Below are 17,254 nucleotides of genomic sequence, written 5' to 3'. Positions count from 1 at the left end.
ATGCGTCATTCGCCTTCATGCGGGTGACGCGTTTCTATTTTGTCGAGGCGAAGCTTTGCCTCCTCTCAACCAGAAACGCCAATGATCGATCTGCATTCACATATCCTGCCCGGTCTCGACGACGGTTCTCCTGACTTGGCCATGTCGCTGGAGATGGCACGGCTGGCAGTGGCCGACGGTACAACGCATATGGCATGTACGCCGCATGTAATGCCTGGGGTTTATGAGAACGCCACGCCAAAGATTGCCGGGGCTGTTCAGGCGTTAGAACTGGAGCTTCATCGCGCTGCCATACCGCTTACCCTATATGTTGGCGCTGATGTTCATCTCGCGCCTGATCTCCCCGATCGATTGAGGCTTGGTACGGTGCCGACTCTGAACGGATCCCGCTATTTCCTGTTCGAACCGCCACATCACATTTTGCCTCCGCGGCTCGAAGACTTCGCCGCCCGTCTCATAGGCGCCGGCTTCGTGCCGATCCTCACTCATCCAGAGCGGTTGACCTGGATCAAGGCGAATTACGACGTCATCGAGAGGTTGAATACGCTAGGCTGCCTTATTCAGCTCACGGCTGATTCTGTGACGGGGGCCTTTGGACGTACGGCGCTCTACTACTCGGAGAAGCTGCTGGATGAGGGCAGGGTGGATATTGTCGCCTCCGACACCCACGGCGCCAGCCGGCGGCGGCCAGGGCTTTCGCAGGCGGTTGTCGCCATCGCGAACCGGTGTGGGGAAGATGAGGCTTACAACATGGCAGTGAAACGCCCGGACGCGATATTGCAAAATCGGCCGCTCGTGCCCATCGGAAAGCAAAGCCCGAGAAAATCGGGGGGCAGCAGTGCGGGGCGGTTTGGCGGATTGGGCCGGTTGTTTAAGAGCGGGGCTCTTTGATGGGCATTTTCGATCTCGCAAGAAGTCATGCGGGCACCGTGCCCGCTTTGCTCGCATCGCTAGCAATATCTGCCTGCGCAAGCACTTCGTCGACATCGACGTCCTCCACCAGTTCTGTCGATGCGCTGCAGCCGACGGCGTCTTCATCGGCGCTCTCTGGCGGTGGTACGCTGCAGGTGGTCAAGGATCTCCCGCCGCCGCAGAATACCCAGAACGGCAGCGAGCAGCCTCTGTCTGCCAACGATGTGCTCGAGGTCAGTGTGTTTCAGGTCGATAATTTGAACAGAACAGTTCAGGTCGACGCGGGCGGACAGATTTCGCTTCCGCTGATTGGGACCATGACTGCAGCCGGCAAGACCGTTCGTCAGCTCGAGAAGGAAATCGAGACTGCCTACGGTGAAAAGTACTTGCAGTCGCCTGACGTGACGATTTTCGTCAAGGAGTCGATTGGCCAGCGCATCACGGTCGATGGTGAAGTCAACAAGGCCGGCATTTATCCGGTGTCCAGCAGCGCTTCCTTGCTCGACGCGATCGCCCTTGCCGGAGGGTTCAATCCGGTCGGTGATGCCGGCAAGGTCTTCGTCTATCGCAATGTCGGCCAAAACAAGCTGGTCGCAAATTACAATGTCGAGGAAATCCGCGCCGGCAAGAACCGCAACCCGCGCATCTATGGCGGCGACGTGGTCGTCGTTTTTGCTTCGAAGTCGAAAATCGCGATGAACAATTTGAAGGATGCGCTGGGCCTCGCCTCCAGCGCTGCCCGCATTGCGGTCATTCCGTAGACACGGACAACCCCAGGATCACCTCGCGCATGCTCGATCGCAACAGGCAGCCCCAACTTGCCGGACCCGGACATGGCCAGGCCCTGTCCGCGGACTCCTATTACGACGTGCCGCAAAACTATGGTCCCTATGGTCGCGACTATGCGGGCCAGGATGAGGGGTTCAACCCGCTCAAGCTGCTTTTGTACATCGTCCAGTATCGCTGGCTGATCGTCATGATGGCGGCGGCCGGGCTCGTTGCCGGCGTCATCGTGACGATGATGCAGACACCAAAATACCTGGCGACGACGCAGCTCGAAGTTCTGGTGCCTTCGGCGAAAGTGTTTCAGGACATTGAGGTCGTTTCCGAAAACAGCGACGTCCGGGCCTTCCTGACCGCTCGGGAGAAGCTGAAGAGCCGGGCATTGGCTCAGCGCGTGGTGTTCCAGCTTGGGCTTAGCGAAAAACCGGATTTTCTGTTTCCGACGCCGAGCTTTTCCCCGAGCAATATTGTCTACCGTGCGTTCGGGATGTCCAAGTCACCCTCCATTGAGGAGAAAACGCCCGAAGAGCGCGAGGCAATTGCGATCAAGCGCATCCAGGAAGATCTGACGGTCAATCTGGTCACCAATACGAGCCTGCTATCGATCACCTTCGTCGATCAAAAGCCGAAATATGCAAGCGACGTTGCCAATCAGGTCGCGCAGAGCTTTATCGATCAACGTCTCGATCAGACCAGCGAGACCTCTGATCTGGCACGGCAGTTCATCCAGGAACAGGTTTTGCAGGTGAAGCAAAAGCTGCAGACCTCCGAAGAGGAACTGGTCACCTATGCAAAAGATGCCGGCATCACGGTTACCGGCGATGACAAATCGCTGATCGGCTCCAACATCGAAGCCCTGAACACCGCTCTGGCCACTGCAATCCAGGAGCGTCTTGATGCGGGGCGGGTGGTCGATCAGATAGAAAAAGGCCGCGGGTCGAGCCTCGGTCCGGTTCTGGAAAGCGAAGGTCTGCAGAAGCTTAGCGAAAAGCTGGCGGATCTGACCAGCCAGTATCAGCAGAAATTGGGCATCCTGAAGCCCGGTTTTCCGGAAATGCAGCAATTGCAATCGCAGATCAAGGAACTCCAGCGAATCTACAACAACGGCGTGCTGGCGATAACCGATTCGTTGCGGCTGAAATATCAGGAAGCACAGAACAAGGAAGCCGACCTCAAGTCCAAGCTCGCGGAGATGGAGAGGCAGCAGGTCGTCTTCAACGACAAGAATATCAAATACACGATCCTGAAGCGCGAGGTCGACTCCAACCGGTCGCAGTATGACAGCCTTATCGCCAAGCTGAATGAAGTCGGCGTCAGCTCGGAGCTCAAGACGCAAAGCGCTGCGATAGTCGATTTCGCTTCGCTGCCCACAGCCCCCTATTCTCCACGTCTGAGCATCAACCTTGCAGTCACTCTCGCGCTTTTCATGGCCCTGGCTGCATCGATCATCTACATCATCGAGTTGCTGAACAATACTTTCACCAACCCGGAGCAGATCGAGAAAGAGCTGGGGCTGGCGATGCTCGGCATCCTGCCGCTTGTCGGTGACCGCGAACTCATAGCCAGCATCGCCGATCAAAAATCCGGGCTCTCCGAGGCCTATCGTTCGCTGCGAACATCGCTGCAGTTCTCCGGTGCGGAGGGCGCGCCGCGATCGCTGCTGGTGACCAGTTCGGAACCGTCGGAAGGCAAGTCGACCACGTCGTTCAAGCTTGGCCAGGATTTCGCGGCACTCGGCGCAAGGGTTCTGCTTGTCGACGGCGATCTCCGCAAACCCAACCTGCACCGGCTGTTCGGCCTCGACAATGCGATCGGGCTGAGCAACCTGCTGACTAATACCGTTCGCAAGGACGATCTGCCGGGCATTTTCAGACCGACGAAATACCCTAATGTCACCGTGCTGACGTCCGGAACGATTCCGCCGAATCCGGCCGACCTGCTCTCGTCGCCGAAGATGGCGTTGATCTTGACCAATCTAGGCAAACGCTTCGATCTGGTCATCATCGACGCCCCGCCGGTCGTCGGTCTTTCCGATGCACCAATCCTCAGCCGGCTTGCCGAAGGCACATTGATGGTCGTTTCGACCAATCAGGTCACACGCAAGTCAGCCAAAACGGCACTCAAGCGTCTGCGCTCAGCCGGTGCGAACGTGATCGGAGCGGCAATGTCGAAATTCACGGTCAACAAGTTCGATTACAATTACGCCTATAAATACATGAACTATCAGTACTACGACTATGGCGCGAGTACCCCGAAAATTGAGGGCAAAGTCGATGACGGAGCAGGCGAGCCCGCTCACGCGAAATCTCCGGCGTTCAGGCGTTTGGTTCGTCGCCTCCGTTCTGGTGTTGGCGGTTTCGTCGATAGGGCTAAGTCGGCTTCTTGAGTCGGAAACGCCGGCCGTCTCGCTTGCGCTCGATCCGTTGAACATAGATGCCTTGATAGGCGAAATTGCCGGTCGGCTGAGCGAAACAGGCGACGGTGTTGATCTCGATGTCTTGGCAGCAAAGGCGAGGGGCGCGCTTCGTTTCAACGTGGCGGACGCCCGGCTCTACAGCCTGATAGGCGAGATTGAGTATCGACAAGGCGAGAAAGACGAGGCTTTTGAACTCTTCGACCAGGCTCGAAAGCTGTCCAAGACTGAAATCCATTCGCTTCAGAGATCGATCGATCGCTCGATCGAGATGGGCGACCTGTCAAAGGCCGTCGCCGAGATCGACACGTTGCTGCGCCGGTGGCCGGACACATTTCCAGTCATTGCGGCGGGCTTGCCGGCTATTCTTTCAAACCCGGACGGATATCAGGCTGTCCTGGCAGCCTTAAGGATCGAGGCACCGTGGAGGTCCAATCTTTTCTCCGCTCTTGGTAAGAATCCGCGGGGCCTGCGCGTCGCAAATCAACTGTTGCTGGACCTTACCGGATCGAGCTCACAACCGACGTCGAAGGAATTGTCTGCCGTAATCAACGGTTACATCCGGCAGAAGGAATACGAGGCGGCCTATCGGCTGTTCCTGTTCAGTCTGTCCGATCAGGAGCGGACACTGTCCGGATACATTTTCAACGGCGGCTTTGAACAGATCCTCAGCGACAAGCCATTCGACTGGCAGGTTCGCGACCGCTCCGGTCTGGAAATTACCTTTGCCGGGGCGCGCGATGTCGCAGAAAGCGATAGCGGAGCGACTGTCCGATTCCTGAATACGCCGGTGAAGAACGCCGCGCTCCAGCAATATGTCGAACTGCCTCCCGGCTCCTACAGGATTTCCCTGATCGCCTCCGCGAGAAACCTGAAGCTGCCCAAACAGTTGTTCTGGTCCATCAGATGCGCGGATCCGGCGAGCGAAATAGCTCGGTTCAACATTCCGGAGGGCACATTCAATCGGCGGCAGTTGAGTCTGGATTTCGCGATCGGACTAGGCGCGTGTCCCATGCAAGTGTTGCGGCTGGAAACAGCTGCCATCGCTGAGAGCTGGCGATTTCGATACGTTGGCACGTTGGTCATGCACAAATTGAGCATCGAAAGAGTTTCATCTTGAGAGAGCGGTCAGCCCGGTCCACGGAATGGGAAAAATATCTGCTTGGGTCGGTTCTTTTCCTGTCAGTGCTGATTGGCGGCGGCACCGCGAGCGGTCTCTACACCGATGCGCTGATCGAGGTGGCGGCGATTGTCGCGGCCGCGGCCGTCTTTTCAAGGCCGTCGGGGCACGGCATCCCTCGCTCGGCCCTGTGGTTGCTTGCTCTGGGCCTTGCCGTGTTCTGTTTTCAAATCGTGCCGCTGCCAGCCGCCCTGTTGAGCGGCTTGCGGCCTGAGGTTCTACTTGCAAATCCGTGGCTGAGCGGTGAAACCGGGCTGCGTTTCGTCAGTGTCGGCGTGGGACGTACGATCGAGTGTCTGTTGTACTTCCTGGCGATGGCTGCATTCTTTCTGAGCGTCACCCGCCTGCGCCCAGATCAGGTCTACGGCCTTCTGCCCTTCTTTTTCATGGGTGTCATCTGTAACGGACTGGCTGCGGCGATCCAGTATTCGCTCTCCGATACGGTCGCCATACAGGGTTTGTTGCCGTTCACGATCAATGCCGGACTGTTTGCCAACCAGAACCATTTTTCAGCTTTGCTCTTCGTCTCCATCCCCTTCGTCGTCTACTACGGCCTGTTTCGCGGGCATCTTCTGTCCGGGTCGCTCGGCTTGATAACGCTGCTGCTGTTGCTTCTTGCCGCCGGTTCGCGCGCCGGTATTCTGATAGGACTGGCGATCACCATAATATCAGTCGTCTTTCTGTCCGCGCGCTCGAGGCTGGGCGGGTATGGAATACCCGCTGTCTTCATCGGGCTTTCGCTCTATACGATCGGGGCGTGGACGAAAATCGATGCGGAAGTGGTTGACCCGGCCTTTGGACGGGCCGAATTTGCCCGCACGACGATCGCGGGAATTGAAGAGAACTGGGCGACGGGCGTGGGCTTTGGCAGTTTCCCAAAAGTCTACCAGATTTACGAAAAGGGAGAGATGATCTTCAAGCCCTACGTCAATCACGCCCACAATGATTATCTGGAATTGGCACTTGAAGGTGGCGCACCTGTTGTCTTTCTGGTCGCAGCTTACTCGATATTGCTTTTTGCGTTTTCCGTCACGGCACGGCGAGATCCGCTGCAGAAAATGGCGTTTCTCTCAGTATCGTTTCTGCTCGTTCATTCCCTGGTCGATTATCCCATGCGAACGGCGGCGCTTGCGATGACTTTCGCCTATATGAATGGCATCATCTTTCACAAGGGATTCGCTGGGCGGTTAAGCCAGAGAGGCGAGTCGACCGAGGCCCATGATGACAATCTGCTTGTTCCCGTCAGGCCGGCTCTGGCAAGACGATAGCAATGCGTCGCCTGGAATTGGCGATGGATTGGCGCCGGATAGTGACCCGGTCGTTTGCCGAACGCCGAGATTGACAAGCCATTGCATGGAACCTAAGCACGGGCGGCTGGGGCCGGGGGGTTCAGGCATGTCAAGGAGAGCTTCTTGAAAGGAATTATCCTTGCTGGAGGCAGTGGAACGCGTCTTTATCCACTAACATTAGCAGTCTCTAAGCAAATTCTGCCGATATACGACAAGCCGATGATCTATTATCCGCTGAGCGTTCTGATGCTCGCGGGTATCCGTGAAATTCTGATCATTTCGACGCCGCGTGACCTGCCGGTTTTTCGCGATCTGCTTGGCGATGGATCGGAGTTCGGCCTCGACCTGTCCTATGCCGAGCAACCGCAGCCCAACGGGCTGGCGGAAGCCTTCATCATCGGCCGCAATTTCATCGGCAAGGACAACGTGTCGATGATCCTCGGCGACAACATCTATTTCGGCGACGGGCTGTCGCAGCTTTGCCGCGACGCTGCCTCGCGCGAAAAGGGCGCTTCGGTGTTCGCCTATCATGTCGAGGATCCCCAGCGTTATGGCGTGGTTTCCTTCGACAAGGCCACGGGAACGGCGCTGACGATCGAGGAAAAGCCGCAGGTGCCGAAATCCAACTGGGCGGTTACCGGTCTCTACTTCTATGACAACGACGTCGTCGACATCGCCCCTGCCATCCGCCCCTCGGCGCGCGGCGAGCTCGAGATCACGGCGGTCAACAACGTCTACCTCGAGCGCGGCCAGTTGCATGTGCATCGGTTGGGGCGCGGCTATGCCTGGCTCGACACCGGCACGCATGACAGCCTGCATGAGGCCTCGTCATTCGTGCGCACCATCGAGCACCGCCAGGGCATCAAGGTCGCTTGTCCCGAAGAGATCGCCTTTGAACAGGGTTGGCTGACAGTGGACCAGGTTCTGCGTCGCGCCGATCACCTGGGCAAGAATGAATATGCCGCCTATCTGCGCCGGCGTGTCGTCGACCTGTCGGAGGGCTAGGTGTTGGAGGTCAGGCCCCTTGGCATCGATGGCGTGCTGGAAATCGTGCCGAAGCGACATGGCGACGCACGCGGCTTCTTCGTGGAAACCTACAATGCCGAGCGCTTTTCGCAGGCCGGCATAGACCTGGCTTTCGTGCAGGACAATCATTCCTATTCCGCCGCGGCGGGCGTCTTGCGAGGGCTTCACTATCAGCTTGCGCCGCGCGCCCAGGACAAGCTGCTGCGCGTCATCCGGGGCAGCATTCTCGATGTCGCGGTCGACATTCGCCGCGGTTCGAAAACCTTCGGAAAATGGGTCGCTCTCGAAGTGTCGGCCGAAAAGGGCAACCAGATTCTGGTGCCGAAAGGCTTCGCGCACGGCTTCGTGACGCTCGTGCCCGACACCGAGGTCCTGTATAAGGTGACCGACACCTATTCGCAGGCGCATGATCGGTCGATCCGTTTCGACGATCCCGCCATCGGCATCGAATGGCCGTCACTGACCGGCGGGTTCCAGCTCTCGGACAAGGACCTCAAGGCGCCGCTGCTGGCCGCCGCCGAGGTGTTCGCCTGATGGGTTACGTGAGGACAGCGGCATGAATTTTCTGGTGACGGGCGGTGCTGGCTTTATCGGTTCGGCGGTGTGCCGGCATCTATGCGCCAACCCGGCCTATCGGGTGACCAATCTCGACAAGCTTACCTATGCGGGAAACCTCGCCTCGCTGCGGCCGATCGAGAACGCACACAATTATCGCTTCGCGCAGGCCGACATCTGCGACGAAAAGGCTGTGCTCGACATCCTCCGGCGCGACGATATCGACATCGTCATGAACCTTGCCGCCGAGAGCCATGTCGACCGCTCGATCGATGGGCCGGGCACCTTTATCGAGACCAACATCGTCGGCACCTACAAGATGCTTAATGCCGCGCTGGAATATTGGCGCGGCCTGCCCGAAGACCGGAAGAGCCATTTCCGCTTCCATCATGTCTCGACCGACGAGGTGTTCGGCGATCTTCCCTTCGACGGCGGCATGTTCGTCGAGGAAACGCCCTACGCGCCATCCTCGCCCTATTCCGCCTCGAAGGCGGCCTCGGATCATCTGGTGCGGGCCTGGCACGAAACCTATGGCCTGCCGGTCGTGCTTTCCAATTGCTCGAACAATTACGGACCCTATCACTTTCCCGAAAAGCTGATCCCGCTGGTCATCCTCAATGCGCTCGATGAAAAGCCGCTGCCGGTCTATGGCGCCGGCGCCAATGTGCGCGACTGGCTGTTCGTCGAGGATCACGCACGCGCGCTGGAACTTGTCGCGACCAGGGGACTGCCGGGCGAAAGCTACAATGTCGGCGGCAATTCCGAGCGGACCAACCTTGGCGTCGTCGAGACGATCTGCGATCTGCTCGACGGCAGGCGGCCGCGGGCAGGGGGCAAGAGCTATCGCGACCTGATTTCCTTCGTCACCGACCGCCCCGGTCACGATCGCCGCTATGCCATCGACGCCTCGAAGATAGGCCGAGACCTGGGCTGGGCGCCCAATGAGAATTTCGACAGCGGCCTCGCCAAGACCGTCGACTGGTTTCTCGACAACAAATGGTGGTGGGGACCGATCCGCGAGCAGCGCTATGCCGGTGAACGGCTGGGCGAAGCACGCAAGGGGGCGGCGTGAGGCTGGTTGTCACCGGACGCGACGGACAGGTCGCGGCGAGCCTTCTGGAGGCCGGCCCGGCGGCCGCCGGCGTTGAGGTCATCGCCATTGGCCGTCCGCAACTCGACCTCGCAAGACCCGACACGGTGATCGAAGCCATCGCGGCCGCGAAGCCTGATATCGTCGTGTCGGCCGCCGCCTACACGGCGGTGGATCAGGCCGAGGACGAGCCCGATCTGGCATTCGCGGTGAACGCCGTCGGCGCCGGCAAGGTGGCGCAAGCAGCAAGCCGCCTGGGCGTTCCCGTCATCCATCTTTCGACCGACTATGTCTTCGACGGCACCAAGGACGCCGCCTATGTCGAGACCGACGCCACCGCACCGCGCAGCGTCTATGGCGCCTCCAAGCTTGCCGGCGAGCAGGCGGTTGCATCAGCCAATCCGCACCATCTGATCCTGCGCACGGCATGGGTCTACAGCCCGTTCGGCAAGAATTTCGTGAAAACCATGCTGCGGCTGGCCGCCGACCGCGACGAGATCGCGGTGGTGGCCGATCAGTGGGGAAATCCGACATCGGCACTTGATATCGCCGACGCGATCCTGCATGCGGCGGCACAACTGCACGAGGGCGCCGGCACATCCGGCATCTATCATCTGGCCGGAACCGGCGAGGCCAACTGGAGCGGCTTTGCCCGCCATATCCTCGACACAAGCCGCGTGTTGGGTGGTCCCTGGGCGCGGGTACGGGACATTGCTACGATGGACTACCCAACCAAGGCGCGCCGCCCCGCCAATTCCCGGCTATCGAGCGCGAAATTCGCGGCGGCGTTCGGCTGGAATGCACCGGAGTGGCGGCAATCGACGGAAGCGGTGGTGCGCCGGCTGCTAGCCGGTGAGCCGAAACAGGCATTGACGGCATGAACAAGCACTCGTCAGCGGAAAACACGCGCGATGCCGCGCCCGTCGACGAGCCGAAGGCACGCAAGGCAAAGCCGAAAGCAGCCAAACGCACCTGCATCATGGTGCTCGGCATGCATCGCTCGGGCACCAGCGCGCTGACGAGGGCGATCAATCTGCTTGGCGCGGAACTGCCTAAGAACATGCTGGGCGCCAATCTATCCAATCCAACGGGTCACTGGGAGCCGGAGCGTCTCATTGCGCTGCACGACCAGATGCTGGCCGAAGCAGGAAGCAGCTGGGATGATTGGCGATCCTTCGATCCCAACGATCTCGGCGCGCAGCGTCTGCGCTTCTACAAAGCAGAGATCGCGCGGCTGATCGACGAGGAATACGGCAGCGCGCCGTTTTTTGTGCTCAAGGAGCCGCGTATCTCACGTTTCGTGCCGCTTTATGCGGAGATCTTGAGGCGCATGCGCATCGATGTTCGGTATGTGCTGATAGACCGCAATCCGTTGGCTGTGATCGCTTCCCTGGCGAACCGAAACGGTTTCACGATGGGCTTCAGTTCGCTTCTTTGGCTTCGCCACGAATTGGAAGCCGAGCGCGCAACTAGGGGTCGGTCACGCATCTTGTTGTCTTACGAGAGTCTGCTTGATGACTGGCGACAGGGTATCGACGGGATCACTGCTACTCTCAGCCTAGACTGGCCGGTACCCGACGTGAAATGGCAGTCCCTGCTGTCTGAGCATTTCGCTACCGACAATCAGCACTTTGCCGCCAGCACTGAGTTGCTCGACGCAGACCCGCGCATCATTGACTGGGTCAAAGACGCTTATACCGCACTGATAGCGCTCAGGTCCGATGATACTGATGCAGTTGCAATAGAAATTCTTGATCGGATCAGAGCAGAGTTCGAATCTGTTTCACGAACTTTTGGCGACGCTTTTTTCCTTGAAATTGATTGCCGTCTCCGCGTGTTTCATCGGCAGAAGTTGGAACAGCAGCAATTAGCCAAACAGCGCGATGCGCGGCCCGCAAAGCAGGAACCATTCGTTTCACTTCGTGACCTGTACGACGCGCATCGCGGCAAAGTGTCGGATAAATGGTCGATCTATCTCAGCACCTATGACCATATTTTTTCAGAGTATCGAGACAGGCCGGTTCGAATCCTGGAAATCGGAGTTCAGAATGGCGGATCCCTAGAGATATGGCAGAAATATTTCCCCGATGCTGAAATAATCGTTGGCTGTGACGTCAATCTGGCTTGCGGAAATCTCGTTTTCGACAGCCGGAAGATAAAGATTTCCGTAGGTGACGCCAATACTGATGAAACAGAGCGCGACATCATCTCGATGTCGGAAAAATATGATATTATAATTGATGACGGATCGCACCTATCCTCGGATATAATACGCTCGTTCGCGCGATATTTCCCCCACCTTTCCGAAGGGGGCATCTACATCGCCGAAGATCTGCATTGCAGTTACTGGCAGGAGTTCGAGGGCGGTCTCTACGATCCGCTTTCCTCAATCTCGTTTTTCAAACGCCTGCTTGATGTGGTCAACCATGAGCACTGGGGGCTGGATCGCCGTCGGGTCGATGCCTTGGCGACTTTCGCCGACAGGCACCAGGTCGCATTCAACGAAGCTTCTCTCGCATCGGTTCATTCCGTCGAGTTCTTGAACTCGCTTTGCATTGTAACGAAGCTGCCAATTCCGGAAAACGTCCTGGGCGCGCGCAGCGTGCACGGGCGGGTCGCGCTCGCCGACGAGGGCATGGTTGCTCTCGACGAGACGAGGAGCAAGGCGACTGACCAAACCCGAAACCAGTGGTCGCTGAGAACGACGACCATGGAAGCGGAAATCGAAACCAACAGGGCGTTGGTGGTAAGCCAGGAAGCACGCATCGAGGCCTATTCCGGTGAGATTGCTGCGCTGACGGTCGAGCGCGAGCATCTCCGCGCGGCCACGCAAGCGCTGGAGTTGGCCCACACCAATCTCGCGGCAAAGGACCAGGACATAGCGGCGCTTCAGCGTGAGTTGCAGGAGCGCGAACATAAGCTGCAGGAACGCCACCGGCAGATGGCCGTGTTGAATCACGAAATCGAATTGGTTCACAGCAGCCGGACCTGGCGGTATCGATCGGTTTGGAAGAGGCTTGTGTCACCCCCAGCCAACGCAATTCTTTATGCCGGACGGACCATTACGGCCAACGCACTTCATCACCTGGAAGGCGTGCCATTGGGCAACGGGGCGACGGAGTGGACAACAACAGGCGATGATCCGCAGTTCGAACTCGGCTGGCCGGGCTCCCGGCCTTTGCCCCCCGGACACTACAGGCTCAGCGTACACGTCCCGGCTGAAACGGACGCGTTGGCCAACGCGCACCTCTATGTCGACAGTGGCAAGGGCTACAACGAGATTGAGCGGATCGATCTGCGGTTTCGTTCGAATGGAAAGAGCCCGGCCGTGGCCGTGTTTTCGCTTGATGCCGGTGCTCAAAAACTGCGTGTCGATCCGAGTGAGGGCTCTGGCAAGATCGCTATCGACCGTGTGCGGCTGCGTCGGCTCGGACGGATTGAATATTATGCGTCCCTCATTGGGAGAGTCGTCGCCCGCCAGGTGAAAAACCCCGGCACGCTCGTGCGGTCTGCGGCTCGTGGCATAAAGATCCTGAGGCAAAGCGGCCTTCGGGGATTTGCGGCCATGCTCCGCTCGACGGAAGCGCTAGGTCCACTGGGCAGCGTTACCTATGAGAGGTGGATCGCGCTCAACGATACGCCAACGGAACACGACGTTGCGGATTTGAGGCAACGATTGGCCCAGTTGGATAACAAGCCGCTTATTTCAGTGCTGATGCCAGTCTACAACACCCCGGAGAAACTCTTGCGGGAAGCGATCGACAGCGTCCGCGCCCAGATCTACGAGAACTGGGAGTTGTGCATAGCGGACGATTGCTCGACGAAACCGTATGTGCGGCGCGTTTTGAACGAATATGCGAAACGTGATCCGCGCATCAAAATCGTTCTTCGCGACAAGAACGGCCATATCTCGCATGCATCCAATTCTGCGTTGGAGCTGGTCACCGGTGAGTGGGTCGCATTGCTCGACCACGACGATCTTCTCCGTTCGCATGCGCTGGCCGAAATCGTGCTGGAAGTCGATCGTCATCCTGATGCAGAACTGATCTACAGCGACGAAGACAAGATCGATGCGGAAGGCAGGCGCTATGACCCCTGTTTCAAGCCGGATTTCTCGCGGGAGCTTTTCCGCTCACAGAACTATCTGAATCACCTCACCGTGCACCGGGCGGAAAATATCCGCGCCGTCGGCGGCTGGCGCCCCGGCTTCGAGGGCAGCCAGGACTATGACCTCAATCTGCGCGTCTTCGAGCGCATTGGCCCTGAGAGAATTAGGCACATTCCGAAGGTGCTCTACCATTGGCGCGCGGTGGAAGGCTCGACGGCGCTTGGAGGTTCGCAGAAAAGCTACGCCTATGTGGCCGGGTTGCGGGCGTTGGAAGAACATGTCGAACGCATGGATATTCCGGCGAAAGCCGAGGAAAGTCCCGGCACAGCCAGTTACCGCCTTCACTTTTTCGTCCCCGAACCGCAGCCGTTCGTGAGCCTCATCGTTCCAACGCGCGACAAGGTTGAACTCCTTCGCAACTGTGTGGAGTCCATCCGCGAAAAGACCACCTACGGGAATTACGAGGTTCTGGTGGTCGACAATGGCTCGGTGGAGGAGGAAACGCTTGCCTATTTCAGCGAACTGAAGAATGCGAAGAATGTTCGTGTGCTCCACTACGACAAGCCGTTCAATTATTCCGCGATCAACAATTTCGCCGTGGGAAAAGCGAAGGGCTCGATCATCGGCCTCGTCAACAACGACATAGAGGTGATCTCGCCGGGCTGGCTGACGGAAATGGTCTCCTGGGCCGCTCAGCCGGATGTGGGTTGCGTCGGCGCCAAGCTCTATTATGCCAATGACACAATTCAGCATGGCGGGGTGATTGTTGGATTGGGCGGTATTGCAAATCATTCGCATAAGCATTTCCCCCGCCATCATCCGGGGTATTTTAGCAGGCTAAAGGTCCTGCAGAACCTCTCCGCTGTCACCGCAGCCTGTCTCCTGATCCGCAAAAGCGTGTTTGAAGAAGTAGGGGGCCTCAATGAGATCGACCTGACGGTCGCCTTCAATGATGTGGATCTTTGTCTGAAAGTGGGGGCAGCCGGCTATTCAAACGTCTGGACGCCCTATGCCGAGCTTTATCATCTCGAAAGCGTCTCACGCGGCATTGATGCTGCTCCGGAAAAAATGGCACGCTTCCATAGTGAGGTTGCGTATATGCAAGGACGATGGAAAGAAATCATCGAGCGTGATCCTTTCTATTCGCCGAATTTGACAAAAGCGCGCGAAGATTTCTCGCTAGGCTGATGATCGAAAGAATAGCTATGGCTCTGCTGGCTGAATTTCGCCCGCTCACGGCCATCGGTTGTACGCTCTTAACCCTCGGCTCTTGATCAGTCGCGCTAGACTAGCCCCGTATTTTGGTTGTAAACGCCTTGATCGGAACCCAAGCTTGATCGGGCGAAGGCGAGCGAGGTTCCGGCACGTCAGTTGGAATGATGTGTGCGTACCGGTTGAATGCATCATTAAACGCTGCTTCAGGCATTGAGGGAAACACTCGCCGGAAGAACGAAAGCTGCGGTGCTGTGAGCGTGTGATTGATTGCCGGCACACCCGCGCCAGAGAATAGAGCGCCATACATACCAGGCATGACGGCCCATCCGTTAGGGTTGGTTTTTGCCTGCTCGCGAAGCGCGGTCAGAAAAGGCGTTTCCGGAATGTCGAAAATCGGAAAGGCCTGCTGAAAAGGATTGAACATACCGAACGTAATCGCGCCAGAGACAAATGCAGAGCCAAATAATATCCGCCCATTGTTTCTTGTCGGCTGACCAAGGTACCAGACATACCCGGCGCTCAAAACAAATGGAACAATTGCAATCCATTCGAAGTATCCACGCGTCAACGCGCTAGGATTTTTTTCATATGAATACCCCGGAATCCAAGTAAACCCTGCCTTTGACAGAAACCAAGTCGATACCATAATTGCTAAAAAAAACGCAATTCTCTCTTTCGAAATTACAAATGTGCATCTAGATGCGGCAACAATTATAGATATGGTAAAAAGCAATCCAAATCCCCAGACCATACGCCCAGGTTGAACTTTGTTCCAGAGCAGGATCTTCCCAATACTGGAAGATATCGGCAGTGTCATCCACGCTAGCATCAAAATCAAACCTAGCCCGACCACCCCAAAAGAGACGAAGTTGTTTCTCAAGGTTTCAGCCAATGACCGATAGCTGACAAAAACGAGCACTGTCAGAGGCAGGAGGGTCGAAACAACTGCAACCTCGCATTCGTTAGTCGCGAGAAGCGGCGAGAAGCGCACCGTCGTAAAAAAAGGAAAGAGATAGGCAAGCAACCTCATTTCGTCAACGCCACCGCCCGATATCTCCCTTTGGCCAGGATAGACAGTCGCCTGCATAATCTGAATGAGATCGCTGAAATACAAAACAAAACTGATACCGAGGCAAGCAATCGCCAAAACTGCGACAGCAATATTCGCAGGAGTGATCATATCGCGTCGGAAGGCCAGGAGCAGTATTCCCAGCGAAAACGCTGCGGGGATCATGAAAGGGGGGTAGACGAAACCGAACACCCAGACAGCGCAGGTCCAGAAAAGAAGTGGCAATTTCAGCCACGGACGAATCGGAAGCAGGAATGCTATTAGCGGCCAGGGAGCGAACGCAAATGTTGCACCGTGTGATGTCCACCACACCTGCACCAAATGGGAGCAGAAAAGACAGCCGGCACCGAACACTGCGATCCACAGATCGGCACCAAATTGCCGCAAAAGGATGGTGTAACCAGCTAAAAACGCCGTCCAAAGCACGGCAAAATATAGAGAATAAGCATAGGCCGGCGGCAAGACCCAAAAGCCCCAAAGCTGCGGCTTGAAGACAAGAGACCAATCCAGAATAGGCAAAGCCCAGAACCCTTTCAGGGACTCATGATAAGGGGAAATCTGGTTGAAGGTCGAAAAGCCGCCGCGGACGGCAGTTTGAAATAGCGGCGTTAGGACGATCCATTCGTCCGATCGAATGGGGCGGGCTGACAGAAGCAAGGGCCTTGCATGCGAGCCAAGATATTGCAGGCCCATCGCATAGTGCGACGGCGTGAGCGCCAATCCGACATAGACGGCAGCAACTGCAAGAAGCGAAATCAGGAGTACCCGCGCGGTTTGCGCCTCAGTCCAACTGAACCCAAGCAAGCTCCATCTCTGTAACTCCACAGTGGTCCCAGTCATCAAATCTCTTCCCGCCGGAATGGGTTCCATATACCGCAAGTATCTTCAGCTATCGTACGATAACGGCACAATTGGAGCTAAAAAGACCTAGAGGAATACCGGTGTTAACTATTGCAGCCGGACTTCTCCCTGATTTGGGCCAGTCTTTCATAATAGATCGGCCATCCAAAAAGTCCATATTTTCTGGATGCGTCCAGTACGAATATCTGGTTCCATTCAGCAGTGTCCGAAAGAGCCGGGGCGTGTAGTGCAGAAACGGAAGACCTGTGTGATGCTCAACAGGAAACCAACGATTAGGAAAGGCAATAAAAACTTTTTTTGCCACCCTTAGATGTTCGGAGATAAACTCGGTCCTCTGTGCAGGCCCTCCAACATGCTCTATTACCGCGTTGGAACACGCGATGTCAAAGCTTTGATCATCGAAGGGCAACCGTTCTCCAGCGCGTATTTGTTTGAAATGGACTTTTGGGTAGTTGGAGACGACCTGCTTCCCATCGCCCAGGCCGACGCAAGTGATATTGTGTTGCCACGGATAGTGTTTCTCGAGGAAATTGGCCCCGTCATTCTCGTCGTCGGAGACGCCAATATCCAGGATGCTGGAAGTGCTGCCTGGTGACAGCTCTTCCATGAACAAATTCATCATCGCCATACGGGCGCGTTTTAGAAGGCGCATCGAAAATGAATTATTCACGCCATCTCTGTAGTAAATAGAGTCAATATTCCCTCCATTATCGTTCGTCTTATTCACGACATCCTCTCCATTGTTTATCGCGT

General features: G+C 57.0%; 12 protein-coding genes. 10 read left to right on the top strand and 2 right to left on the bottom strand.

The window, feature by feature from the left end; all coding sequences use genetic code 11:
- The first annotated feature begins 81 nt into the window (after positions 1–81).
- The 10 genes from EJ079_RS30500 (at position 82) to EJ079_RS33625 (ending at position 14,544) form a co-directional block, all read left to right on the top strand.
- Entirely contained in the window at positions 82–891 is an 810-nt protein-coding gene (locus tag EJ079_RS30500; RefSeq protein WP_127381370.1) for a CpsB/CapC family capsule biosynthesis tyrosine phosphatase, read from the top strand.
- A complete protein-coding gene (locus tag EJ079_RS30495) occupies positions 891–1,673 on the top strand; it encodes a polysaccharide biosynthesis/export family protein (protein WP_027035883.1) in 783 nt (260 codons plus the stop codon). Before EJ079_RS30500 ends, EJ079_RS30495 begins: the two co-directional genes overlap by 1 nt.
- Before the next feature lie 29 nt (positions 1,674–1,702).
- The gene (locus EJ079_RS30490; protein ID WP_127810975.1) at positions 1,703–4,081 is read left to right on the top strand and encodes a polysaccharide biosynthesis tyrosine autokinase; all 2,379 of its coding nucleotides are present in this window, start codon (positions 1,703–1,705) and stop codon (positions 4,079–4,081) included.
- Entirely contained in the window at positions 3,969–5,228 is a 1,260-nt protein-coding gene (locus tag EJ079_RS30485) for a hypothetical protein (protein ID WP_127810974.1), read from the top strand. The genes EJ079_RS30490 and EJ079_RS30485 overlap by 113 nt, the downstream gene beginning before the upstream one ends.
- On the top strand, positions 5,225–6,556 hold the full coding sequence (locus EJ079_RS30480) for an O-antigen ligase family protein (protein WP_127810973.1): 1,332 nt from the start codon (positions 5,225–5,227) through the stop codon (positions 6,554–6,556). Before EJ079_RS30485 ends, EJ079_RS30480 begins: the two co-directional genes overlap by 4 nt.
- Positions 6,557–6,700: 144 nt before the next feature.
- Complete coding sequence (rfbA, locus tag EJ079_RS30475) at positions 6,701–7,582, top strand: glucose-1-phosphate thymidylyltransferase RfbA (protein WP_127272412.1); 882 nt, start codon at positions 6,701–6,703, stop codon at positions 7,580–7,582.
- A complete protein-coding gene (rfbC, locus tag EJ079_RS30470; protein WP_024503666.1) occupies positions 7,583–8,137 on the top strand; it encodes a dTDP-4-dehydrorhamnose 3,5-epimerase in 555 nt (184 codons plus the stop codon).
- 22 nt (positions 8,138–8,159) lie between these two features.
- A complete protein-coding gene (rfbB, locus tag EJ079_RS30465) occupies positions 8,160–9,230 on the top strand; it encodes a dTDP-glucose 4,6-dehydratase (RefSeq protein ID WP_127272411.1) in 1,071 nt (356 codons plus the stop codon).
- A complete protein-coding gene (rfbD, locus tag EJ079_RS30460; RefSeq protein WP_127810972.1) occupies positions 9,227–10,129 on the top strand; it encodes a dTDP-4-dehydrorhamnose reductase in 903 nt (300 codons plus the stop codon). The genes rfbB and rfbD overlap by 4 nt, the downstream gene beginning before the upstream one ends.
- A complete protein-coding gene (locus EJ079_RS33625; RefSeq protein WP_210214653.1) occupies positions 10,126–14,544 on the top strand; it encodes a glycosyltransferase in 4,419 nt (1,472 codons plus the stop codon). Before rfbD ends, EJ079_RS33625 begins: the two co-directional genes overlap by 4 nt.
- Before the next feature lie 100 nt (positions 14,545–14,644).
- On the opposite strand, the gene EJ079_RS30450 is transcribed toward EJ079_RS33625, so the two are convergent.
- Together EJ079_RS30450 and EJ079_RS30445 are read right to left on the bottom strand one after the other, a co-directional pair.
- Positions 14,645–16,480 carry a hypothetical protein gene (locus tag EJ079_RS30450; RefSeq protein WP_127810971.1) on the bottom strand — a complete coding sequence of 612 codons (1,836 nt, stop codon included), beginning with the start codon at positions 16,478–16,480 and terminating at the stop codon, positions 14,645–14,647.
- Positions 16,481–16,529: 49 nt separating this feature from the next.
- Positions 16,530–17,228, bottom strand: a complete 699-nt coding sequence (locus EJ079_RS30445; protein WP_127381362.1) for a methyltransferase domain-containing protein — start codon at positions 17,226–17,228, stop codon at positions 16,530–16,532.
- Positions 17,229–17,254 lie beyond the last annotated feature (26 nt).

The sequence above is a fragment of the Mesorhizobium sp. M7A.F.Ce.TU.012.03.2.1 genome (assembly GCF_004006095.1).
GTDB lineage: Bacteria > Pseudomonadota > Alphaproteobacteria > Rhizobiales > Rhizobiaceae > Mesorhizobium.
Note: the sequence above shows the minus strand (reverse complement) of the source record. Positions and strands in the feature narration are given on the sequence as shown.

Coding starts and splice junctions, on each gene's coding strand:
- EJ079_RS30485 (WP_127810974.1), top strand. CDS start 3,969: ATGACGGAGCAGGCGAGCCCGCTCACGCGAAATCTCCGGCGTTCAGGC.
- rfbB (WP_127272411.1), top strand. CDS start 8,160: ATGAATTTTCTGGTGACGGGCGGTGCTGGCTTTATCGGTTCGGCGGTG.
- EJ079_RS30490 (WP_127810975.1), top strand. CDS start 1,703: ATGCTCGATCGCAACAGGCAGCCCCAACTTGCCGGACCCGGACATGGC.
- EJ079_RS33625 (WP_210214653.1), top strand. CDS start 10,126: ATGAACAAGCACTCGTCAGCGGAAAACACGCGCGATGCCGCGCCCGTC.
- EJ079_RS30500 (WP_127381370.1), top strand. CDS start 82: ATGATCGATCTGCATTCACATATCCTGCCCGGTCTCGACGACGGTTCT.
- EJ079_RS30450 (WP_127810971.1), bottom strand. CDS start 16,480: ATGACTGGGACCACTGTGGAGTTACAGAGATGGAGCTTGCTTGGGTTC.
- EJ079_RS30495 (WP_027035883.1), top strand. CDS start 891: ATGGGCATTTTCGATCTCGCAAGAAGTCATGCGGGCACCGTGCCCGCT.